The 25,132-nt window shown below is 46.0% G+C and carries 9 protein-coding genes and 1 pseudogene; 1 reads left to right on the top strand and 9 read right to left on the bottom strand.

The features are described from left to right. Positions 1–282: 282 nt before the first annotated feature. The 4 genes from QT994_RS12280 to QT994_RS12265 form a co-directional block, all read right to left on the bottom strand. Positions 283–1,707, bottom strand: coding sequence for a response regulator (locus QT994_RS12280; RefSeq protein ID WP_333174816.1), 1,425 nt, complete (start codon positions 1,705–1,707; stop codon positions 283–285). Positions 1,708–1,714: 7 nt separating this feature from the next. Further along, a complete protein-coding gene (locus QT994_RS12275) occupies positions 1,715–5,662 on the bottom strand; it encodes a PAS domain S-box protein (protein ID WP_333174814.1) in 3,948 nt (1,315 codons plus the stop codon). A 416-nt stretch (positions 5,663–6,078) separates the two neighbouring features. After that, entirely contained in the window at positions 6,079–8,820 is a 2,742-nt protein-coding gene (locus tag QT994_RS12270; RefSeq protein ID WP_445243899.1) for a family 10 glycosylhydrolase, read from the bottom strand. Between the two features lie 416 nt (positions 8,821–9,236). Further along, positions 9,237–11,984: an RNA helicase gene (locus QT994_RS12265; RefSeq protein WP_333174810.1), complete on the bottom strand. Its 2,748-nt coding sequence runs from the start codon at positions 11,982–11,984 to the stop codon at positions 9,237–9,239. A 236-nt stretch (positions 11,985–12,220) separates the two neighbouring features. Between QT994_RS12265 and QT994_RS12260 the strand changes: the two genes are divergently transcribed. Next, positions 12,221–13,354 (top strand): succinylglutamate desuccinylase/aspartoacylase family protein, encoded by a 1,134-nt coding sequence (locus QT994_RS12260; protein WP_333174807.1) that lies wholly within the window; start codon positions 12,221–12,223, stop codon positions 13,352–13,354. A 69-nt stretch (positions 13,355–13,423) separates the two neighbouring features. On the opposite strand, the gene QT994_RS12255 is transcribed toward QT994_RS12260, so the two are convergent. From QT994_RS12255 to QT994_RS12235, 5 genes and pseudogenes are all read right to left on the bottom strand, one after another. Continuing rightward, the gene (locus QT994_RS12255) at positions 13,424–14,785 is read right to left on the bottom strand and encodes a protein kinase domain-containing protein (protein ID WP_333174804.1); all 1,362 of its coding nucleotides are present in this window, start codon (positions 14,783–14,785) and stop codon (positions 13,424–13,426) included. 207 nt (positions 14,786–14,992) lie between these two features. Next, entirely contained in the window at positions 14,993–15,412 is a 420-nt protein-coding gene (locus QT994_RS12250) for an endonuclease domain-containing protein (protein ID WP_333174801.1), read from the bottom strand. 516 nt (positions 15,413–15,928) lie between these two features. Next, positions 15,929–17,350: a serine/threonine-protein kinase gene (locus tag QT994_RS12245; protein ID WP_333174798.1), complete on the bottom strand. Its 1,422-nt coding sequence runs from the start codon at positions 17,348–17,350 to the stop codon at positions 15,929–15,931. Positions 17,351–17,563: 213 nt separating this feature from the next. Beyond that, on the bottom strand, positions 17,564–19,720 hold the full coding sequence (locus tag QT994_RS12240; RefSeq protein ID WP_333174794.1) for a phosphodiester glycosidase family protein: 2,157 nt from the start codon (positions 19,718–19,720) through the stop codon (positions 17,564–17,566). A 178-nt stretch (positions 19,721–19,898) separates the two neighbouring features. Further along, a pseudogene (locus QT994_RS12235) lies at positions 19,899–25,055 on the bottom strand (trifunctional serine/threonine-protein kinase/ATP-binding protein/sensor histidine kinase); the annotation flags it as partial. Positions 25,056–25,132: the final 77 nt, after the last annotated feature.

The raw sequence follows: 25,132 nt of genomic DNA, 5'->3' as shown, positions 1-25,132 counted from the left end.
GGTTTAGCGACATGACTTGCTTATTACGTTATTGATTTTGCGGGGGGATGCAGGCTCTCTGTCCCCTATCTTATATCATTTTAGATTTTAGATTTTACATTTTATATGGAATGACTAATTTCATAAGGGGTTGGAGTACGGACATACAGTAAAAAAAAATTACTGGTATTATTTTCATAAAACTTGCGAACATAAACTCGGTTTACCGCCATAAATCTTGTCTTTGTCAGGGAGACAGCGACGAGTGCCACCGGGAATTAGCCGCCTACAGGTAATTTTTGTTTAATAGATTGGCAGCGAGACTATAAAAGTTGTCTGCCCCGGTACAGAATCTACAGCAATTCTGCCTTCGTGTTTTTCCACAATTTTTCTCACAATATCCAATCCCAAGCCGCTACCTTCGCCCGCAGATTTAGTCGTAAAAAATGGCTGAAAAATTTTGGGAATAACTTCTGGGGGAATGCCTTTGCCGTTATCAGTAAATTTGAGGAAAATATTTGCCTCTTGCTGCCGAGTTTCAATCGTCAATATACCTTTATAATCCATTGCTTGCAGGGCATTATGAAGGAGATTCGTCCAAACTTGATTTAAATCATCGGGATAACACATAATTTCGGGTAAATCTCCATAATTTTTAACTACTTCTATACCGTGTTTGAGTTGATTTTGATAAAGAGTTAACACCGTTTCAATGCCCTCGTGCAAGTTCGCCTGAACTTTTTCAGGCTTGCTATCGAAATGAGCGTAGGTTTTCAAGGCAAATACTACTTTTCCCGACTTCGCTGTCGCTCTTTGGATCAGGCTAATACTTTTTTTAAAGCTCGCAAACTGGTAAGCAGTATTTAAAACTACTTCCCAATCCGGCGATTGAAAAAGCGGCAACAACTTTTCTAGGTTGTCGTAGATTTCCATGTCAACTAAAGTATCGGCAATTTCATCGGCTTTTTCAACAGATTGTGCCATCAAAAACCCCGTCAACTGCTGCTTAAATTTCCGCTTTTCTTTGCTCGTAAACAAAGTTTCTTGATGTGTAGCTCGGTAGAGTAAATTAAAAAAATAACCTTGGTTTTCGTCAGAAAGTTCTTGAAAAGTTTTAGGAAATTTTTGTAAAAAGTCATCCGAAAAAGTAGCTATATTATTGATTGAGGAACCTATAATGCCTAGGGGGGTATTGATTTCGTGGGCAATGCCGGCAATTAGTTGTCCCAGGGCAGCCATTTTTTCCGATTGAATCAAATGCTCTTGGGTGGCTTGCAGTTGGTGGAGAGCCGTTGCTAAATCTTGATTTTTTTCTTGCAAAGTTTGTTGCAGTGAACAAATTTTTAAATGAGTTTCTATCCGGGCTAAAACTTCTTCAACATGAAACGGTTTAGTAATAAAGTCAACTCCGCCAACTGCGAAAGCTTTAACTTTATCCAGCACGTCATTAATCGCACTAATAAAAATAACAGGAATGTCTTTTGTGATTTCAGAATCTTTGAGTTGCTGGCAAACTTGATAGCCGTCCATTTCCGGCATCATAATATCCAGCAGGACTAGATCGGGGGGTATTTTTTGAGCAGCCGATAATGCTAGCTTGCCGTTGGGAACCGGGCGAACTTGATACCCTTTTTCGCTCAAAATTCCTGCCAGCAGCCGCAGGTTTTCTGGCGTGTCGTCCACTACTAAAATATTAGGTCGATTGGTTTTAGATAAAGTTGAATTCATCGGGTATTTATGGGTTATTTATGATATCGATTATGTTTAAAATTCTGTCATATTCAAAATTATTAATGCAATCTTGAAGCCTGTCCGCCAGAGAGGGATTAACACTGCTGATTTGTGCGATCGAACTAGCGATCGCCTCCATGTCCACGCTCAAAATATTTTGCTTGAATTCGGCCATCCAGTCTGGAGAAAGAGAGGCAAAAGCCTCCGGTGTCAGCGCCTCCTGACTTGACTCCCCCATACCTGCCCCACTGACTACGGTTGGATCTTCATAAATATAGCGTACTCCTAAATGTTTTCCCATTGCCACAAAAATGTCCTCCTCTCGGAATGGTTTCCGCATAAAATCATCGCAACCAGCCGAAAGAATCACCGCCCGTTCTTCCTCCAAAACGCTAGCCGTCAGGGCTACAATCGCCGTTGCTTGCCCGCCAGTTGTAGTTTTAATCTGTTTGGTTGCCTCGTAGCCGTCCATCACCGGCATTCTCATGTCCATCCAAATCAGATGCGGTTCCCACTCCATAAAAATATCCACCGCTTCTTTACCGTTACTCGCTTCTCTCAACTCAAAGCCGAGTGGACTCAGAAGTTTTACCAACAGTTGGCGGTTCAAAGGTTTGTCGTCCACAATTAGCAAGCGATAACTCGGCTGATTCGGCTCGAGGGCAACAACTCGGCGTTGAGTTCTTTTGCTTTCAATATCAGCAGATTCAACCCGATGAACTTGGATGTCAAACAGAAATATTGTACCCTTTCCGACCTCGCTGCTAACAGTAATTTCACCTCCCATTAATTGTACGAACTGCCGACTAATTGCTAACCCTAAACCTGTTCCTTCCTGAGAGTCTTTACCTGTTTGTGTTTGCACGAATGCTTCAAACAACTGATTTATTTCTTCAGCAGCAATGCCTGCACCGGTATCTTGAACTTCAAAATGCAGCGAGTAGCGATCGGGCAATTGGTCAGCGCTGTTTTTGTGTATATTCCGCCTTCCTCCTTTGACTTGCACCGCTACTCCGCCTTGTGAAGTAAATTTAATGGCATTGTTGAGTAAATTAATTAATACTTGGCGCAATTTGACTTCATCAGTGCCAATGTAATGGGGTACTTCGGCGTCCCGAGCCAACATTAATTGCAAGCCTTTTTCCTCAGCTTTGAGAGCAAACATCTCTTCTAAATCGTCGAGCAGCCTGTACAAATCGAAGTTTTTTTCATAGAGGGTAGTGCGTCCTGCTTCGATTTTTGACAAGTCTAAAACTTGGTTAATTAAAGACAGCAAATGTTCGCCGCTCCGCAGGATAATACCGACATTTTCTTGATTTTCAGGAGACAGAGTTTTACTGCGAACCATGACTTGAGCGAAGCCGATAACCGCGTTCAGGGGCGATCGCAATTCGTGACTCATATTGGCGAGAAACGTACTCTTAGCTTTGTTTGCGGCTTCGGCTGCTTCTTTCGCCTGCTGCATTTTAATTTCCGCTTGTTTGTTATCCGTAATGTCTTTAATAAAACCTTCGTAGTAAAGTAGATTTCCTGCTTCATCGCAGACAGCGCGACAATTTTCCGAAATCCAGATTATGGTGCCATCTTTGCGGTAAATTTCCGATTCAAAGTTTGATAGTATCCCGTACTCGTTCATTAGCGCTGCAAAGTCGTCGCGGCGGTTTGGTTTCACATAAAGCTGGTTCTTGAAATTGGGCTGTGCTGCTATTAATTCTGCGGGGGATTCGTAACCATAAAGCTGAGCTAAAGCGGGGTTAGCGCTGATGTATTTCCCGTCACTAGCAGTTTGAAAAATGCCATTCAAAGCATTTTCATAAATGTTGCGGTACTTTTCTTCTGCTTCCCGGAGGGCAGTTTCTGCTTGTTGGCGATCGGTAATATCGCTAGAAATCGACAAAAAACAAGCTTCTCCGTCAATATCGATGGTTTCTATCGACAGCAATGCCGTTCTTTCTGTACCATTTTTATTACGAAACCTGAGTTCATAATTGTGAAGAGCGGTCTTATTTTTTAACATTTGAATCATGCGATCGCGCTCTCCCAAACTCGCCCAAAAATTGAGCTGTACCGCTGTTTTTCCAATAATTTCTTCGTGACTGTACCCCATCATCCGACAAAAGCTCTCATTGGCTTCAATGTGGCGACCATCGCTAATTCTAGTCAGGGTAATCGCATTAGGACTTAAACGGAAAGCTTTAGAAAACTTTTCTTTTGCCTTGGCAAGATCGGCGGTACGTTCTGCAACTTGCACAGCTAAATTGTCGTTGTATTCCTTTAATAATTTCTCCGCTAGTTTGCGTTCTGTAATATCTTGAAAAGCGCACATCCCGTAGATAATATTTCCTTGAGCGTCATAAATAGGAGTTCCCCAAACTTGCAGGGGAACAGTTTTGTCAGCCGAGGAGATTTCTATGTCATCAACAGTTACACTTTTACCCTGCAAAGCATTTAAAATTGGGTCGCGTTCCGCCGGGTATATTTCCTGAGTGCCAGCTAAATAAACTTGGTAGGATTGACGTAAACTTTCGGAATCTGCTGGTACAATTCCTTGAGATAAAAGTTGGTCTCCGGTAGGATTAATGTAGTGAGGTTGACCGTTGGCATCTGCAATGAAAATTCCTAGCGGTACTGCATTGAGAAATTGTTTAACTCGGTTTTCGCTTTCCGAGAGAGAAGTAAATGAATGCTGCAATTGCTCGGCCATGCTGTTAAAAGCAGTGGCAAGTTCTCCGAGTTCATCTTCGCGATTCAGAGTGAGCTTTGTATCCCATTCATTCCGCGCCAAAGCTTTCGCAGCCGCATTCAATTTTAAAATCGGCTGCACCACCCATTTAGCAGTAAGAATACCCAGAAGTGTCGCCCCAATTAAAGCTGCAACCGACAGCAAAAAAGTCGTGCGCGTATTGGCGTTAATTTGTTCCATAAAGTCCGATTCTGGCACAACTACTACAATCAGCCAATCCAACCCTCGATTGTCTTTAAAAGGAGCTACCTGAATAAAATTTCGCTTGCCGTCAACATCAAAAGTAAGCTGTTGAGAATTATTGATTTTAGCTAAGCTGTCGTAGGATTTCTCTAAATGCTGTGCAGTTTGGCGAATTACCGGATTCTCGCTTTCTGAAGCTTTGATGCGTCTTGTTTCTTTACCTTCCACCACGACGAATTCTTGACTCGCCGTTGAAGTGGCAATTAACATCCCCGATCGCTCCATCACAAAAGTTTGTCCTGATTTGCCAATTTTGAGGCTAACGAGAAATTCTTTGATTCGGGAAAAGAGCAAATCGCTGCCCGCTACTCCTAACAATTTGCCAGCGTCGTCGTAGATAGGTAAAGCAGCAGTAATTGCCAGTTCTCTAGTCAAAAAATCTGTATAAATTGGAGTCCAAATAGGTTTTTTTGCCGCCGCTGCCGCTATGTACCACGGGCGAGTTCGCGGGTCGTAAATATGGGGTGATATTTGCACTAAGTGAAGGCGGTTTCCCTGAGAGTCCGCAGTATATCGAGCTAATTTATTGCCAGTAGAGCTGTCAGCAGCCGATATCAAAATCCTATCTTTAGTGCGGATTGCTCCCGAATGTTCTCCATTTTCTTTGCCTATGTAAATGATGCTGATCGAATCAAAATATTGAATTTGTTCTAGGAAATGATGTTCTAGTTTTTGGTTGTCTTCTAGGTTCAACTGCCCCAATTTTATGCCTTGAACGTTCAGGTGATTGACTATGTGGGGAATGGACATATAATTTTCCATGCGGTCTTTGATGCGATCGCTAATTTCTCCCCGCAACTGAGCCGCAACATCGTTGACCGCCCGCTGACCGTTTTGGAACGACAGCCAACCTACAACTCCTACCGTGCCCACAATTTGCACTAAAAAAGGAACCACGAGCACCGTTTGTAATGGAGCTTTGCCGATAATTTTGGTAGCAAAGCGATTGAGGGGTTTAGGAAACATATTCATCCTCAGAGGAATTGGGAATTGGGCATGGGGAATTGGGCATTGGTAATTGTTGGGAATTTTGATTGTAAATTATGTTCCCTTTGCCCTTCCTTTTCTCCTTCTGCTATAGTTTACTAACCACAGTACCGGCGATCAATTTAAATCAATATAGCGTATTTATACTAAGAGTTTTTTCGTAACTACTGATACAGATAATTGGGCGCGCTCGGCCCTAAGTCGAAATCATCTTATGTATTGCACCATTGTATTGCACCATTCTCAATAATTCTTGGACGGGCGGGCAGAATACCCACCCCACAAGAAAACTCATTCTTTGTCGAACAGGTCAGAAAGCCTGTTAAGCGAGAATGGTGCAAGATATCAGTTTTAATAAACAGTAGCTAACCCGAACTCCGCTCAAAAACCTGAATTTACCTGCGATTCAACTCCATTCTTTCACCGTAACGTAACAGCATATCCAAACTCTCCAAACGATTTTGCCAAGTTTGAACTTGATAGCTATTATCTGCCGAATGCAAGCGCATTGAAGATTGAAATTGAGATTGAAAACTCCCCAACAATCTTTTAGCAGTTGCTAAACTTTCCCTAGAAGGATTTGCGGCCAATGTGCTCAAAGCTTGCGCCAATTCATCCGATCGACTTTGCAAAACTTTCAGCTCAGATTCCGACACCCGCAACTGATTGTTAGCCAACAAAAAACTCCATTCCTGCTTGAGAGCAGTATAGCGCGAAGCTGCCGCCGCAAACGGCTGTCGGTAAGGAATCGGCTCTGCTGCAGAAGTGGAACGCACCGGCGGGCCTTGAGTGCGGTTAAAAAAGCCTTGCATCCCGCTGCTGATACTTTCCACCGCAAAAATAGCATAGCCCCCAGTCGGCAAATCGCGCAAAGCTTGAATTTGGTCGATCGCCACAACTTCCGGGAGAGTCAACAACTTAACCGCCGGAGAAATCAAAGCCGAACCCAGAATTTGTTCCTTTACCAACGGTTCGGTGATGCGCTGAAGTCGGTTCGTATCCAAAGCATAAGTCATCGGCACAATCAAATCTACAATACCTTGACGAGCCCAAACTTCCCAATTTTGCTGAATTTTGTAAATCCGCTGACTTTCCGGGTGCGGAAACACCGCCACCGACAGAATTGTGCGCGGATAATTCTGTCGCAAAAGCTGAGAAACTTCAGCTACAAAAGTATTAATTTGATTAGTTTTAAACTCAACCCACTGCCGCCACAAACTGCCGTCCCTGGGGGAAATATTTACCGGATCGGCACCAGTCAACTGCTTAAATTGCTGCCTCCCCGCAATACCGTAACCGTAAGTAAAATTCGCATTGTCATCTTGAAAAGGATAGCGAATATAGTCTAATTGCACCCCATCTACTTTGTAGCTATTGGCAATTTCGCTGACAATTCGCAGCAAATAATTACGCGCTTCCGGGTTAGCAGGATCGAGATAAAATTTACCATCGTTAGGATTTTGGGTGCGTCCTTTATTGTCAATATTTGCCCAATCTGGATGAGCGGAAAGCACCGGACCTGGATAAGAACTCGGCTTGCCAATTAAAGTATTGTGGCGCTTATTTCCTGTGGCAAAAACCCAAACCCAAGCGTGCAGTTCCATGCCTCGCTCGTGAGCTAATTTAACCGCAGATGCCAGCGGGTCCCAGCCAACGGTGAGGGGATTTTGTTGCGGTGCAACTTGACTGGGATAAATCGTATATCCGGCATTCAAAGTTTCAAAGAAAACAGTATTGATACCGGCGGCGGCGAGCCGATCGAACACTGCGGCCAAACCCTGTTCAGATCGCGCTGCGACGATCGTCCCGCGATCGAGCCAAACCGCCCGAATTTCCGCCCCAACGCGCTGTCCTTCCTTCGGGTAATTTTGCCACAGCAACTGCCGCGCTTCCACCCACTGCTTTCTAGCCTCCGCGTAGTTTTGCTCTTGCAGGAGTTGGTCAAAACTTTGCAAAACCTGTCGCGCTTGGGCGATCGCCCGCGCCGTTGCTCCTTGCAGAACAGGCGGGCGGCTGGCTGCCGGGCCGCCGGCACTGTTGCTTGCCGCTACCAGTTGAGGGAGGGTAGCAGCATTGAGGTTAACAGGCGTATTGGCTGAATTAGCTGCTGTCAGGGCGCTTTCAAATCTGCCGAGGAGGTTAGTGAGTTCTTGGCGCATCAAGTACGCTTCAATGCTGACGATCGGCTTATTGGAATTTGCCTGCACATCCAAACCCGCCGACGCCGACTGATCAGAAGGGTCTGTAAAAGTTGCAGGTACAGGATCGGAAAGCGCACCCGATGGAGAAAGTCGGCTCAGCGGGCTACTACGTGGCGAACTAGGGCTGTTTCTAGTGAGTCTGGACGGGGGATTGGGTAGTGGAGCGGTGGCAGCAGTGGGCGGCGCTAAAGGCCCAGAAGCAATTGTGCCTCCCCAGCGGGCGATCGAGGCTTGCAACCAAGCCTTATCTACATTTTCCGAACCGTCGCTACCCCAGCGCCAGCCGAGATAGGTAGCGCGATCGGTGGCGATGGCTGCGGAGGAACCGGAACTATCTTTCCAAGTAGCAATAGTTTGACTGTTCGCATCAGCCGGAATCAAGACACCGCCTTGGACTGAGGCATTTTTTTGTTCTGGTGGCACCCAATTGCTAGAAGTAGTGCAAGCAAGATCCCGACAGCGGCTGCGCGGTTGCGGGGTAGCTGGCTGGGTTAACGGAAAAGCCCAATAGGCCCCAAGGAGCGATCGCAAAGATTGGCGCACCAAGGCCGGGGAACTGCGACCGACTGGGCCCGAAGCAATCAAGCGACCGCCCTGGGATGCCCAAGCTTCTAAAACTTTAATTTGCGCCGGACTCAAGGTTTCAATATTGGGCAAAAACAGCACGTTAACGCCTGCTAAATCCGCCGTACTTTTGATTTCTTCGAGATTGATTGGTTTGTAAGCAATGCCACTTTCCCAGAGGCGCGTGGTAATCTTTACCCAATCGGGAGAATTCTCGGAACTGCGAACAACACCCAGAACTACTTCAGCGAAACTCGGAGAGGGAAATAGGATAAAGAGATTGAGTAATGTACTTGCTAGAGTGCCAATTAAGACTCTTTGCAAGAAAGTGAAAAAGCGAATTTTTTGAGCCTGAGAGCAGGCATCAGGCATTTGATGAGGCTTTTTGATTTGTTGCATCATAAATATGAGAATTACCCAGCGCACCGCTAGACAAAAATTCAATAACAATTAAGAGCGATCGATCGATCCGCACCATACAATTTTCTATCCTGCCCTGCAACCTGAATCAGGAAAATGTGCGATCGATCGATTTTAGATTTTAGATTTTAGATTTTGGATTTTAGATTTTGGATTTTAGATTTTGGATTTAAATCGGGATCTATTCCTCATGACAGTTGACTGTTGACTGTTTGGACATTTGGGCATTTGAACAATACCGATGCCACCGGAAACGATTTTAGATTAAAATCTGCGTGCATTTGGGTTGAAAAACCAAAAATACAATTTAGATGCCGGACAGCTTACAGCCAACAGCCAACAGTCAACAGTCAACAGTCAACAGTCAACTAATTTTCTGGCGTTGCAGCTTCATTCACCGGGAATCGATCGATTAACTGCATCGCCCGACAAGCATTCCTCCGCAAAGAATCCGAAACATGAGGAACATGAGGAATCTGAGACAAGAAATCCAAAGTCCGGCGCAAAATCCGCACCACATCCCCTTCATCCAAACTCGTATGGCTAATCAGTTCCAGCCATTCAACACCCAGAGCCCACTGTTCGACCAAAGTCACTAAATCCCGTTCCAGCCAAATCGGGATTGCAGCTTCATGACGGTACTGCACTTGAAACAATCGGCGACGCAAGCCTTTTTGCAGATTGTCCAAAGGTGCCAAAACTTCTGGCGACAGCGAGTAGTGAGTCCAACTGTCGGGCCTGGAAACTTCTGTAACTAAGGCCGCGCAAGCAGCAGCGAGGTGGTGGGGGTCGAGTTCGTCAAACTCCGCAGACATCAGGGACAAACCCAGCCACAGTTCGTTATCGCCGCGAATGGCGGCGCAAGCTTGGCCCAAGACTGTCGGCACCAACCTGTCGGAGGAGTCATCTCGGTTTCCAGTTGCCGAAACTACTCTTTCCAAGCAGCCGAAATTCAGCAAGATGTCGATTAAGTTGAGAAATTGCTCCCAGTAGCGAGCTCGCTGCTTTTCTAAGTCTTGTTCGCTTTTGCGGATTTCTTTTTTCAATTCTTCCCGGCGGCGCTGGCGTTTGAGCAAAGTACCGGGATTGCCCCATACTAGAACCGGGTGAATTTCTAGCTGAGCTTCTAGGGCTGCGATTTTCTGCTGTTGCTCGATCGCCTCCGGGCTCGGTTCCGGCGTCGGCAATTGTGGGATCGATGCAGCAATTGAAGCAGTTTCTTCAGTTCCCAAGCGGCACTGCCCGAGTCTCAGGGCCATTTCCGACGGCGGGTTCAAGGTATCTGCAACGGTCAAGCGAGGTAATTCGGCGTGCAGACTAGCGACATCGCTAATGGCGACGACATACCAGCGGTTATCTTTGCCCAAGCACACCAAATTTGGTGCTTGGCCGGAACCTGCGATTTTGGCAACCAATACGGCGGGTACAGGATTTGTGTGCGATCGTTTGGCTGTCGGAACGTGCTTACCTTTGAGACTCAGAACCGTACCGAGAACTGCAAAAGCCACAGCTACTGACATTTCCTTAAATCGCGCTTCTTCAGCTTGCTGCAATAGAATTTTGAGCAAACGTTTGTCTTCTTTGAGTCTTGCCTGCAATTTTTCGTAATGGGCGAGCTCTTTTTCCAGGGTGGAGACATTCCCTCCGGCCGCCAGGGACTGTTCAAGAACCGCCAATTCAGTTTGCAATCGGTCTAATTCTTCTTGCTGCGGCTGCAAGTACAAGGTAGACAGGTATTGACCGAAACTTCGCTCTACCAACTCTTGAGCTTCGTCAAGAGTGTGAGTTTGCAGCAAATTCAGCACCATGCCGTAGCTGGGCGTAAACTGACTGGCGAGGGGGTCGGCTTTGGCTGTTGCCAAATACGAGGCTTCTTTTGCGCCTTCAAAGCGCGTCTGAACTGCGACGACGTGCCCCAGCTTGTCCATGCCCCGCCGACCCGCCCGACCGGCCATTTGCAGGAATTCTGAAGCGTTTAGCAGTCGGTGTCCCTTGTCCGTGCGCTTGGACAGGGTGGAAATAACTGTGGTGCGGGCGGGCATATTAATCCCGGCTGCTAGGGTTTCGGTGGCAAATACGACTTTAATCAAACCTCTGCCAAAGAGTTCTTCTACTAAACCTTTCCAAGCGGGCAAAATGCCTGCGTGGTGGGCGGCGATCCCTTTTAAAAGTGCTTCTTTTTGACCGAAGCGTTCTGCTTCTGGGTTTCGCTGTAAAAAATCGTCAATGATGCGTTTGAGTTCGGCTGTTTCGGCTTCGTTAACCAGGGAGAAATTGCCGACTTCTGCGACTGCTTGGTCGCACCCGCGACGGCTGAAGATGAAGTAAATTGCTGGTAGCATATCTCGATCGTCCAACCGGGCCAAAACATCGGTCAAACTCGGAGTGGGGATGCTGCCTCTTTCTGCTTTTTGCTGCTTCTTTTTGGGGACTAACCGGATATTGGCTCTTTTGCCGGTCTCGTCTAATAGGGGAAATATCCCTTTTTGATTGGCGAAGTGGAATTGCAGCGGTACTGGCCGAAAGTCTGAGTAGACGAGCTCTGTGGGCCCGTGGACTTTGTTAATCCAGTCTGTGAGTTGGTCGCTATTGGCAACGGTTGCTGAGAGGGCGAGCAGTTGAATTTCGCTCGAACAGTAAATGATCGATTCTTCCCAGACGGTACCACGCTGGCGATCGTTCATGTAGTGACACTCGTCGAGCACCACGGTTTCGACTCCGGTGAGGGAAGTACCGACTTCTCCGATCGGCGTACCGTAGAGCATATTCCGAAATATTTCGGTAGTCATCACCAAAATCGGCGCATCTCGATTGACGGAGATGTCGCCCGTTAGCAAACCTACGTTGTCGTCTCCAAATTGACTGCGGAAGTCGCGCAACTTTTGGTTAGACAGAGCTTTGAGGGGAGTGGTATAGAAGACGCGCCGCCCCCTGGAGAGTGCTTGATGGATGGCGTATTCGCCGATTAACGTTTTCCCGGAGCCTGTGGGAGCGCACACAACAACGGATTTACCTGCATCGAGGGCGGCGATCGCCTCTCTCTGAAAGTTATCTAGCTCGAATGGAAATATGGTCTTCAGATCCAGCTCTGGGCGGTTCTGGGCAGTGTCTGGCACAAGGATTATTATAAGGTTGCAGGATAAGTATGCTTAAATCTTGCTGAAAGCAAGTCAGCAGAGGACTGTATTGATTTTAAACCTTCGCCACCAAATCGGCTATTAAGGAATAAGTCTGTTGGCAGTTGGCAGTTGGCAGTTGGCAGTTGACATAAAAAATTTTTGCCTTCTTCCCTCTTCCCTCTTCCCTCTTCCTTCTTCCTTCTTCCCTCTTCCTTCTTCCTTCTTCCCTCTCTATGATTCCAGTTATTTCGACTATTCCTGTGGTGCAGCTTGCTTCGGGCGATCGGCTTTCACTGCAAGTCTATCAGTTCCAAGGTGCGATTCCCGGGAAAAAAGCTTATCTCCAATCTAACCTGCACGGCGCTGAGATTAGCGGTAATGCTGTGATTCACCAATTAATTGAGTTTTTAATGTCTTTGGACAGCAGTCAGTTAATCGGAGAAATTTGGCTGGTTCCGGTTTGTAATCCTGTGGGTGTCAGTCAGCGATCGCACCATTTTTCCCCTGGTCGCTACAATCTTTATGATGGGGTAAATTGGAACCGAATTTTCTGGGATTTTGAAAAACAAGGGGAAGATATTCTGGGTTTTGCTAAGTCTTACATCCATCTCGATGCTGATACTGTCAAAGTTAATTACAGAAAAGCGATTGCTTTGAGTTTTGCGAAAGAGTTGGCAAAAATTAACGCTCCTAGCTGCCGCCCCTACAGCGAGCTTTACCGATATCAGCTACAATCTTTGTGTTTGGATGCTGACTATGTGCTGGACTTGCACAGTTCTACGAATCAAAGTTTAGATTACCTTTACTGTTTTAATTCCCGCGAGGAGAGTGCGAAAGCTTTTTTGCTCGATCGGGCAATCTTGATGGACGAGTACGACGGCGATGCTTTTGACGAGGCGTTTCTCAAGCCTTGGCTGGCGCTTGAGAAGGTTTTAGCAGAGTTGGGAAGTGCACTCAAATTTGACGTGGAAGCTTGGACTTTAGAATTAGGTTCAGGGATGGAAATGAATCCCGAGTCGGTGGCGAATGGCTTGCGGGGAATCAAAAATTACTTAGCAAGTAAGGGTTTATTGAAAATAGATGGATTTCCCCTCCCCGAAACTGCCGCCCATCAAGTTATTTTCACCCCCAAGAATTCGGCGATCAAATACTACGCGCCGGCGGGCGGGATGATACAAAATCGAGTGGAGTTGGGGAGTTATGTCAAAAAGGGCGATCGGCTTTATCAAATTCTCAGCTTTAATAAGAATGGGGAATTTCCGAGTTTGGTTGATGTTTCTGCTGAGTCGGATGTTTTCATTTTTGATGTTTCGACAAATCAGTCAGTAAATCAAGGAGAGTATGTGTTGTCTGTGATGGCAGATTGAGAATACCAAGAAACCCGGTTTCTTCAAGAAACCGACTTTCTGAAAACCTATTGGTAGTCGAAGCATAATTTACGATATACTATTGAATAGGGCTTGTTTAAATTCCGCTGCACTTTTATAATATATATGAGAATTGTCAATTAAAGCGCGATCTATAACGGTGGCTAGCGGTTGAGGAATCGCAGAAGTGCGATCGCGAACAGGCACAGCATCAGTTTGCAACACCGCCAAAAACGGGTCTTGACCCTGCAAATTGCGCGGGGAATATCCCGTTATCATCACATACAAACAAGCGGCCGCCGGCCAAACATCAACATCCGGTTGCGCGTACTTATAATTTACTACCTGCTGTCGCGGCATAAAATACGGCGTACCCACAACATTACCAGTCATCGTTTGACCACTTAAACCCGCTTGGTCAAAAGCCTTTGCTAACCCATAATCCCCAATTTTGGCAACTTGTTTCCCACCCACATTCGCCAGAAAAATATTGCCCGGTTTCAAATCCCGGTGAATCAAACCCCGTCCTTTTGCAAAACTACCATCAGCCAATCTGACATTGGGAATTTCTGCATTATGGGTGTAAGCCAAACCATCTAAAACTTGCAAAATAATAGCCACAGCCTCACCAATCGGCAAAGTGCTGAAACCGCGTTTTTCCATCAAATCCACAACACTGCCGCCGTCGCAGTATTCCATCGTGAAAAAGAAAGTTTCATCAGCATAACCAAACTCTTTTAATCCTACCACATTGGGATGTTTTAAAACTTTCATATTTTCAACTTCCCGCAAAAACCAATTAACAGCCCGCTGATTTGCCGCTACTTTTGGCAGCATCACTTTCAGGGCAACTTGTTCGTTAGTTGGTTTGTGGCGCGCCAAATAAACTAAACTAAAACCTCCCCTACCCAATTCTTTGAGCAAAACGTAATCGCCCAGAACTCCGATCTTGCTTTGATTCGCCACCGCTTTCAACAGAAAAGCTTGCAGCATTTCCCACAGATTCGCTTGATTTGAGGGAATGACAGGGGGTATTTGATGTTCGGCAGTTTTGACAATTTCCGGGTCAAGGGCAACGCCAACTCGAAAAGAAGTATGGCTGAGTGTAAATTCATCTCCCCCTTGCAAGTCGTATTCTGGGAATTGAATTTGAGCAGCTTCTTCGGGAGTTTGATGAGCTTCTCGCTGACCGATTTTTTCGCCGTTAACAAAAGTGCCATTTTTGCTACCGAAATCGCGCACCCGGATATCGGGAGGATTGATATCCAGCAAGCAGTGATAGCGGGAAATCGTGCGGTGTTTTTCGTCGTCGGGAATCTTAGGATAGCAATCTTTGGCGCGGCCAATAATGCAAGTTGTGCGGGTGTCAAAGGTAAATTCTCGGCCTTTGAGATTCCCGGAAGTGATGGTGAGGGTAACTTTTGAACTCATATCGATTTCGTATTTGGGATTTTGGACTATCGAAACTCTTACTCCCCCCCCTTAACAAGAGGCTAACTCTTACTCCCCCCCTTACCAAGGGGGGGCTGGGGGGGGTAAAAGAGTGGATGTTTTAAACGATTGAATCTAATCTACCCTCCTAACTCTTACTCCCCCCTTACCAAGGGGCTAACTCTTACTCCCCCCCTTAGCAAGGGACTAACTCTTACTCCCCCCCTTACCAAGGGGGGGCTGGGGGGGTAAAACACCCGATGTTCTCAGCGATTTAATCCCCTCTACAATAACCTCTAAAACCCCATCCAAATTATGATAAACATCCTCATTAGTAAACCTCAAAAAATTAATCCTTGCCGACTCAATAAACTCTTGCCTTTCTGCATCATATTCTACAGCGCCATCCACAAAATGGCTGTCACCATCAACTTCTAGTGCTAACTTGATTTCCGGCGAGTAGAAATCTAGCACAAATGCTGCTACGCTATATTGTCTGCGAAATTTACAGTTTTCAAGCTGTCTGTTTCTTATTTGTTTCCATAGCCGCTTTTCAGTTTCTGTCATTTCTGTGCGAAGCTTCTGTCGCTTGAATTTTTCTGAGGTTCTGTTGTAGAGTTTTGTCATTGTTATATAGGATTTTAACCCCCCCCAGCCCCCCCTTGCTAAGGGGGGGAGTAAGAGCATTTTTTTAGTTTTTTCCTTGGTTGTTTAGATTTTAACTCGCCCCCAGCCCCCCCTCTTGGTAAGGAGGGGAGTAAGAGCGTTTTTTTAGTTTGTTCGGTGGTTGTTTGGTTTTTTAACTGCCGAAACCATCCGAATGCTTCGCCCAATTCACGCGAGTAAACTCGAATCTTCAGGGTTATCACTAATCAGGGCGGGTTTACCAATATCTGCGGTGGGAAATCAGATCAATCGAATTCTAAAACATCGGAATTGTATCTGGCGCGGAGGCCAGGGCGAACCATTCGGGGAATATATTGTCGGTTTTGAAGCTCATATTTTTCGCCGAATGCTTCGCCCCTACAGTTAATAATAAAGTTTATCTTATAGTCATGGTAACTCGGGGTTTTAGGTATTAATTTAGAAGTGGCGATCGTGGTTTTGGGCTTTGTTATAAATCTTTATGAAATCCTGAAACGCTTAGAGGTTACAGTCTACAAGTCTCAACGCGAGAGAAGAGACGCCCCACCACCTCAAACCCAACCCCCACCCATACAAAACCTCCCCACTCAACACCCTCACTCCACTGGGGAGATGAGCTTCTGGTGCTAGCTCTGAAAAAGTGAGTTCGTCGTCGTACAGCCACTCGTTCTTTTTTCTCCACCAACCTACCCGATCGCCAAACCTTTCCCAAACTTCCTCATCATATTTCCTGGTTCCCCCCAGACTTTGATAAATGCGCTTCTGCACGCTAAAGCCGAAGCGCTGATTGCTGTATTTTAACCAAAGTTTGTCAATGGTACGCAAATCCTCGCAGGGGAATTTTTCAATATGTTCTACATCCAGCCATCCTTCTTCCTCCCTACCCGCCACCTTACACATCACTCTCTGTGTTTCCTCATCGGCTTCTTTCCACTTTTTAGCCGCCAATAAATTCCGCAAATTTATATAATCCATTCCCACGGCTGAAAGCAAATTAACCTCAACATCATTCGGTTTAGGTATCAGCAAATCCAACCATTCCTGCACCGACTGCGGGCGATTTTGCGGTTCCAACTCCATCCCTTTCATCATCGCCACATTCACTCTGTCGCTAATCTCAGAATTGAATTGCTTTGGCGGAGTTAAAGGAATATTTTGCTTCCTGAATTGCGACGGAAACGGCAACTCACCAGTCAACATGACATAAAGCGTTGCTGCTAGGGAATAAACATCAGTATAAGCACCAATCTCGGCCCGTTTTTCTAATAATTCGATGGGTGCGTAACACTCAGTCCCCGAATTGCTATTTGTCCTCAACTTCCCCGGTGCCGTCACCTGTCGCGCTAAGCCAAAATCAATCAAAACTGCACCCCCCTGACCCCCCTTATTAAGGGGAGAAGAAGAGAGGGGGGTATTTTCTCTTACTCCCCCCCTTACCAAGGGGGGGCTGGGGGGGGTTCTTAGCATAATATTTTGGGGTTTAACATCGAGGTGAGTCAATCCTTGCTGGTGAACAAAACTCAGCGCGCTTCCCACTTGTTGAATAATTGGCAAAGCTTTTTCTTCGGACAAAATGCCGTTATTTTCGAGATATTCAGCTAAGTCAATTCCGTGGATTAATTCCATCACCATGCACCACAATTCGATATTTCCTACTATTTCGGGAAATACTTCGTAAACTTGGACAACGTGGGGATGGCTGCACCGGGCTAAAGATAAAGCTTCGTTGACAAACTTGGTTTGGAATTCGCGAAAGTTTGGTTTACCTTGAACGTTGGCATTCAGGGTTTTGATGGCGACTACTTTACCTTCTTTGCGGTTTTGAGCGCGGTAAGTGACACCGAATCCGCCGCCGCCGAGGATTTCTTCGATTAGGTATTTGCCGTCGTGGAGTTGTTGTCCAGGGGGCCAGTGCCTCATGAGGGGTATGTGAGGATGGAGAGGATGGTTTTGATTATAGCTGAGATGGGGGAATTTTGTTGAGTTTTTTCTTCCTTGTACAGTCTTTTCGATCGCCCCTAGCCCCCCTTAATAAGGGGGGGGACAACAGTTTGTAAGCTGCGTCAGTGCGGAGATTCTCAATTTTTGAGAAGATAACGGACGCTGACGCACCCTACAATTTAACGTGACAGTTTATGGTTGAATGAAGATTCCGATCGCATTATGAACTCTCGCCGCCGTAGACGCAGGTCGATCGAGCAAACTACCTCCCAAATACAAACTCGTAGAACTTCCCCCATCCAAATTTAAAGCCTCCACAGCACCCATTTGCTGCAATATCTGCGCCAGTTCTGCGAAATTAGGGCCCGCCCCGCCCACGCGATTGTGCACGGCTACAATCAGCAAATTCCCCGCAGCATTCCGCCCGATCGCACTTCTAATTGCTGTCTGTCGAACATACGCATCGCTAAACCCTTCCGCCTTCGCATCCAGCACAACTCGACTATTTTTTACCAACATCGGCCCGCCGCCGAGAATGTACGGAAAACGGTTAAAATCCGCCGGAAAAGTGTTAGTTTGCAGACGTAATAAAGTGCCCGGTGTGAATTGAGGGGCGATCGACAAATCCGAACGCAAAGCCAAAATGTAACCGTTAGCTGGAATGGGAAAAATTGTTGTTCCCGTCGCACCTCCGGGGGATTGGCTGACAACTCGTGAAGCAAAGCTATCCCGTAGGGAATCGCCCGCAACTGTCACAACTATTTCATTGGCAGACAACGGAGTATAAGTTGTTCCCCAATCAGGAGTGTAGCGGCCGATTCCCGATTGCACGTAGGCACTATTGAGATGAGAAACAGGCAAAAATTGATTTGCCGGAGTGATCACAGTTTCTTGCAAAGTTAAACGATCGATCGCAAATTCTCCCCGATCGTTCCAGGCGATCGCCCCCCGGTTCAATATTGGCCCGGAAAGCCATTTATTGTCACCCCGAATTGCTCCTAAAGCTAACCGATTAATTCGATTAAAAAACCCTGCATTAATTGCCGCAGCCGCTCCCGAAATTTCCGCTGTTTGCAATAAAGGTGCAGTACCTTGATCAGTCGGTGGATTGCTGAGAATTGGTCGAATCTTTACACCGGGTTGACGCGGATTAACTTCTAGCCAAACTACTGGAAAACGAGCAGTTCCTAAATTTTGATACTGCTGCCGCCACTGCACACCCGGCGCCCAAACAATGTTTTTTTCTACTAACGAATCTGGCCGAATGTCGATCACTAATCGATTGGGATTTCCCAGGCTGAAAACTTGCGGCCGCCAACCTAAAGGAATCTTCACTTTGACTTTAGTTTGAGCGCCGTCAGGTTCGACTTTTAGTGATAGCAATTGTTTGCTGATTTGAAAAGTATCCTGAAGTAACGCCGTATCGACTTTGGCATCGATCGCGATCGACCATTCTTGACCGGCGATCGGCGCTGCGGGCGTTATTGGCAGTGGCAGGCCGGGTTTGGTCGGATCGTCTGGTGTTTCGAGGTTTGGCGCTGTGCGGAGGTTTTGCAGTGGGATAGCGGGCTTTGTGGGGTCGTCCGGGGGGTTGGGTGTGGGTGTCGGCGACGGGCTTGGTTTATCGACAAAGTTGACTTGCCAGGGAGTTGGTCGATCGAGATCTACAACAATGCGATCGCCCGATTCTATTTCTGCTTGCCGAATTCCGGTAACACTTGCAGTTTGAGAAGTAATTTTTAGAATATTCCCATCAGCAGATATCTCCCAGCCCGCAAGTCTAGCAAAATCTGTAACATCTAAGTAACGATACGAGCCTGTTGCCCGCGCTGCTAAGCTTTGATCGGCGGTTAAAGATACCGAAAACCACTGCACTGGTTGTTTGGCACTGTCGGCGCTGCTGAGCAAATCCACTCCCGCACTTTGCATCAATCCAACATCAGCAATCCAAGTTCGGAAATTCCCAGAAGTGCTGTTTGCCGGCTGCTGAGTCCAACTTAGGGGGAGAATGCGGCCGTTTAGGGACACTTGGCGGCCTTGTCTAATTATCGAAGATGGCGGTACAGATTGAGCCAAAAGCCTAGAGTCCGACAGGGGTTGAAACCCCTGTCTCATAGCTGAAGTTTTCTCAAAAGAACTATGGGTCAATATTTCAGTCGGTTTTAACCGACTTTCGCTATCAGCCAGGGATTTCATTCCCTGGCGGGAGATCGAAGCATGAATCAGCCCAGCCTTCTCCCCCTGTTGTGCTCTTGCGGGTTGATTCCAGATTAAAGACGGGGCGATCGCCAGTACGGGTAAAATCGAGACTGACAATATTGGACGCCAATAGAAAAAATTACGTTTCACAGCTTAAAACTCACAATTTCACTTCTAAACGCATGGGTGTCTAGAAACCCGGAATATCCGTATGTTTCTTCCTACTAAACCCGATATTTTTGACAATGACTACGATTGAGATGAAGCTCGGGAGCGAGTCTAGGTTAGCCGATCGCAATAATTGCGCTAAAGCCCTACTACAAACTGCTCACCCCGGAATAGCAATCACAAACTCCGAACCCTGCCCCAAAGAAGAATTCACGAGTAAGGTACCTCCATGTTTTTCCACAACAATTTGGTGGGCGATCGACAATCCTAATCCCGTTCCTTGACCCACAGGTTTGGTTGTGAATAAGTGGTTAAAGATGTTTTCCTTGACTTCCGCCGACATCCCCACTCCATTATCCTTAATGCGAATCAAAACCTGATTGTTGTCTTCGCTCAGAAGAGTTTGAACCGTAATTTGATTAGGTAGAGCTTTAATTTCACTAAAACTCCGCCCCTTATTTGACTCCTCCAGAGCGTCAATGGCATTAGCAAGCACATTCATAAATACCTGGTTTAACTGTCCGGGAAAGCATTTTACTAAGGGCAAGTTACCATAATCTCTCACAACTTCAATCGCAGGGCGGAACTCGCTCGCTTTTAAACGGTGCTTGAGAATCAGGAGAGTGCTTTCGAGTCCGTCGTGAATATTGAAAGAAACTGGTCGATCGCTATCTGCCCTCGAAAACGTTCTCAGACTCGTACTGATATTGCGAATGCGCTCGACCCCCTCTTTCATGGAGCCAATCAATTTGGGCAAATCTTCTCGCAAATACTCCAAGTCCATATCCTCAATTTCTGCTTCAATTTCCCCTCCCGGATTAGGAAACTTTTCTTGATACAAATCAATCAAATTGAATAAATCCCCCACGTATTCTTGAGCAGGTTGCAAGTTGCCGGCGATAAAGCCTACGGGGTTGTTAATTTCGTGGGCTACCCCCGCGACTAAATTTCCCAAAGCAGACATCTTCTCACCCTGCACCAATTGCAACTGCATCTGTTTGAGATCCTGTATAGAGTGCTCTAGTTTTTGACTGTAATCCTGAGATTGTTGATAAAGCTGTTGAGATTGCTGATACAAGCGGGCGTTTTCCAGCGAGATCGCAGCTTGGGAGCAGAGGATGTTGAGGAGGGCGACGCGATCGCCAGTGAATGCCCCCGTCGTCAGATTATTTTCCAAATACAGAATTGCCATCATTTTGCCTTGATGGATAATCGGAGTACATAGGATGCTCTTAGGTTGCTGCTGCTGTATATACGGGTCAGAAGTAAACATTAATTCAGTCTTTACATCATCGAAAACTAGGGTTTTATGGGTACGTTTGACGTAATTAATCACAGTCTGGGGAATTGATTGGCTCTCCTCGATCCCAATAGTTTCTTGCAGAAGACAGCCTTGGCGATCGGTACAGTGGACAGCAATTTTCCAGTCATCCTCTTCTTTCAAAATCAATACTCCTGTTTGAGCGCCTGCATTTTGAATCGCTACATCCATCAGGGTAGTGAGCAATTGTTCAAGCTTTATTTCGCTAGACAGAGCTTGATAAGCTTTGATAACCGTGGGTAAATCTAGGACTGCGATGCTGGTACTGCCAGTAATTGTTTTGTGATTACTAGAAATGAATGAAGTCTCATTGGAGCTAGTACCTTCCCCGAATTCCCCGAAGGAACGAGCTTTTTCCTGTTGTAAGATAGGGGCCAGAAGTTGGGGATAGCGTTGTTCTAGATCGTCGATTTTTGCTTTCGCTCCCCAACGAGCATAAGCATAGTAAGCATCTATTAGATATACCTGCGCCACTTTTTCTTTTCCCCATGCCAAGTAAAATTTAGCAGCCAATTCATTCGCCAGAGCTTCTTCGTTGAGATAATCGTTTTCTTTAGCAAGAAAAATGGCGCGATCGTAAGTTTCCATCGCCGACACATTTTCACCCAGCGATCGGAACAGTTCGGCTTCCACTAGGGAAAATTTGTGCGAGAAATTCATGGGGGCATGATGCGCCCATTTATGAAGGGTTTCTTGGTGGCTTTTCACTTTTTCCAGATGTTCTTGTTTCTCTTCGCAGGAATCCTCCTCCCTACAAACTCCCAGCCGTGCTAGAGAGTCATAAAAGTAGAACATCGGCACGTTGAGCATACCCGTCACTGCGTCTAAATACTGTTCGGCTTGCCGAGAATTTTCTAAAGCTTGCGCGGTTTCTCCAAACAGGTAACACACAAGCATTTTATGAAAGTAAAAATAGTGGAGGCCGTTGCGATCGTTTGCTTGGATGTGAAAGGGGAGCATTGTTTCTTCATTGTAGGCATCTCCCACAAATAGACAGGGATTTTCCGATCGCCCCAGCAGATTTAATAAAACCTGATGAACGATTTGAGTATAATTTAACGCTGCTTCTTGTTTGAATTGAACCAGCGCATGGCAATAGGTAGCTACTTCCTCTTCTAGCCCCGCGATTTCTCGACCGATTAAATATGAATATTGAGAGATTTCTTTGGCTGAATATCCCAATTCAAGTTCTCCCGTTTCCAGTCCTATCGCGTAACCCTCTTTTAAAAGAGGGATAGTTTCTTTGACATGATGTTTACCATGTATGATGTGAACCCCGACTGTATAAAATACTTTGGTTTTGAGGTAATTGGCATTAAATCGCTCTACAATGTTTAACGCCAATTGCCCAAACTCAAACCCTGTTTCAATGTCTTGAACTACACCGCTTAATACCAATCCATACAAGCCGTAAGCAAATGCCGATAAGGGAGCATTCCCATAACTAACCGATAAATTAACCATTTCCAAAATAACCAACGGCAGGAGAAGTGGAGCCGTGATGTAGGCTGGAGAAACTAAACCTGATAGAATCCGCAAGGCTGCTTGCTTTTGCAGATTTTCCATTTCTGGCAAATCAATAAACTCCGCGATTTTTTTACCCGCAAAAAGTGACGCGGTTTGTTCTAGTCCCTGCTGAATATCTGCCGGAGTTGGATTTTCTGGGAAGCAGATTCCCAAGAGTTTGAGAACTGCTAAGCCCATTTCAACGGCTTGTTTGGGTTTGACTTGCGCCGTACAAGCAGAAAGCTCGATTTCATACACTTTCACCTTATCTAGGAGCGTTCTGGCATTGTGCAGGACTAAATCGGCTAATTCCTCCATGTCCTGAAAATCATAGCTCAGGTATGCAGTTTCTGCCCCTAATACGTGGAGTTCGAGGGCTGTTTCATAGTGATTTTGCCAGCTATTGGGAGCTAGGATTTGCCTGCCAAAACTTAAATATTTGCGTGCCGCAGCATAAGCGGTAGCAGTCTTCGCCTTGCGTCCCGCGATCAAATTCAACTCAGCCAGTTCGTAACGCTGGGTGGGTTCGGCAATTAAATCAACACCATAATTCAACTGGTTGACTATATTAAAAATTTGCTCTTCCCTTTCTGTGGTCGGAGTATTAATCAACAAAAGTTGACCAATATTGAGGTGAGTGGATTGTTTCTGAGAGTCGGGAATCAAAACGTAAGCTGCTTGCTGTACGCGATCGTGCATAAATTTGTAATAACAGGATTCGGGATTTTGGAACCACGAGTCAGAAGTATTGCTTTCTCCTTCTGCATTCTGATTTATGAATTCAAACTCGTCTGAAGTGAAAAACTTATAAATTTCAGTCAGTGGAAGAATCAACCCTGCTTGCAAAGCAGGCCACAAGTTGGCTGCCGTCTCTGACGAAGATTTTTCACAAACTACCGCCAGCGTTGCTAAATCGAATTCGTTGCCAATGCAGGCAGCTAACTTTAAAACTTCTTGCGTCTGGGATGGCAACTTTTGCAATTGAAGCGCCATGAACTCGACAACATCATCTGTCAGGGCTAAGGTTCGTACTGTGGCAATATCGCACTGCCAATACCGTGCCTCAAAATTAAAGGTAATTAACCCATCTTCATGTAAAGATTTGAGAAATTGCGTGCTAAAAAATGGATTGCCTTGAGTTTTTTGATCGACCAGTTCTGTTAAGGGCCGAGCCAACGCTATAGAACAAACTAAGGTATCGGCAATTAAACAATTTAAATTGAAGCAATCGAGCGGCGCGAGGGTAATGGTGTTTACCGTAGCTCCCGTTTGTTGAATATCGGATAATGTCAGCACTAAAGGGTGTACGGGACTGACTTCGTTATCTCGATAGGCTCCAATTAATAAGAGATAGCGCCGATCGCGATCGCTCGTCAGAAGTTGAATCAACTTCAATGAGGCTGAGTCGGCCCATTGCAAGTCGTCTAAGAAGATGACGAGGGGATGTTCTTGGGTGGTGAAAAGTTGAATGAACTTCTCGAATAAGCGATTGAAGCGATTTTGGGCAGCACTGCCGACGAGTTCTGGTGCCGGGGGTTGCTCGCTGATAATCCGTTCTAGTTCAGGAATTACCTCAACGATTACCTGAGCATTCTCGCCCAAAGCTGCCAGGATCTGAGTCTTCCACTGCTCAACTTTGGCATCTATTTCGCTCAGCAATTGCTTCATTAAATCGCGAAAAGCTTGTACAAATGCTGAGAAGGGTTGGCTGCGCCCAAATTGGTCGAATTTGCCTTTGATGAAGTAGCCTCTAGCTGCGACAATCGGTTTGTGAACTTCGTTGACTACGGCGGTTTTGCCAATGCCTGAGAAGCCAGCCACCAGCATCATTTCGGCGCTTCCTGAACTCACGCGATCGAAGGCGGCTAGTAGGGAGAATACTTCGCTCTCTCTACCATATAATTTTTCGGGAATAATGAAGCGATCGCACAAATCTCGCGTTCCCAATTTAAAGGAAGTAATTTGAGCTGTCTCTTCCCATTCGTGCAAACACGTTTCCAAATCAAACTTGAGTCCGATCGCACTTTGATACCTATCTTCAGCATTCTTCGCCATCAGTTTGCTAACAATTTCAGACACCGCCCATGGAACGCTTTTGTTGACGTGATGGACTGGGATAGGCTGCTTGGCAAGGTGACAGTGTACTAACTCTATCGGATCGTCGCTTTGGAAAGGCAACTGTCTAGTCAGCAGTTCGTAGAATGTGACTCCCAGAGAGTAGAAATCCGTGCGGTAGTCAATGCCTCGGTTCATTCGCCCAGTTTGTTCTGGAGATATGTAAGGTAAAGTGCCTTCGAGGACGTTGGGATTTTGAATTTCTTGGGTTTGGCGCGGCAACAGGGAAGCGATGCTAAAGTCAATCAGCTTCACTTGTTTGCTGGCGGGGTTAATTAGAATGTTGGCAGGTTTGAGGTCTTTATGAATGACGTGGTGGCGATAAAGTCCGTCGAGCGAGTTAGCAATTTGAATTGCAATGGGAAGAAACTCGTTATACCAATTTTATGTGAAGTTGCATATAATAGAGAGATAGCTTGTATGGTGCGTTTATGAGTCGTAGTTTTAAAATA

Origin of the sequence: Microcoleus sp. S13_B4 (assembly GCF_036700885.1) — a bacterium.
Taxonomy (GTDB): domain Bacteria; phylum Cyanobacteriota; class Cyanobacteriia; order Cyanobacteriales; family Microcoleaceae; genus Microcoleus.
The sequence above is the reverse complement of the archived record's forward strand: the minus strand, read 5'-3'. Positions and strand labels throughout refer to the sequence as shown.

Excerpts from the sequence above, each read along its gene's own strand:
- QT994_RS12280 (WP_333174816.1), bottom strand. The coding sequence starts at position 1,707 with ATGAATTCAACTTTATCTAAAACCAATCGACCTAATATTTTAGTAGTG.
- QT994_RS12275 (WP_333174814.1), bottom strand. The coding sequence starts at position 5,662 with ATGTTTCCTAAACCCCTCAATCGCTTTGCTACCAAAATTATCGGCAAA.
- QT994_RS12270 (WP_445243899.1), bottom strand. The coding sequence starts at position 8,820 with ATGCCTGATGCCTGCTCTCAGGCTCAAAAAATTCGCTTTTTCACTTTC.
- QT994_RS12260 (WP_333174807.1), top strand. The coding sequence starts at position 12,221 with ATGATTCCAGTTATTTCGACTATTCCTGTGGTGCAGCTTGCTTCGGGC.
- QT994_RS12255 (WP_333174804.1), bottom strand. The coding sequence starts at position 14,785 with ATGAGTTCAAAAGTTACCCTCACCATCACTTCCGGGAATCTCAAAGGC.
- QT994_RS12250 (WP_333174801.1), bottom strand. The coding sequence starts at position 15,412 with ATGACAAAACTCTACAACAGAACCTCAGAAAAATTCAAGCGACAGAAG.
- QT994_RS12245 (WP_333174798.1), bottom strand. The coding sequence starts at position 17,350 with ATGAGGCACTGGCCCCCTGGACAACAACTCCACGACGGCAAATACCTA.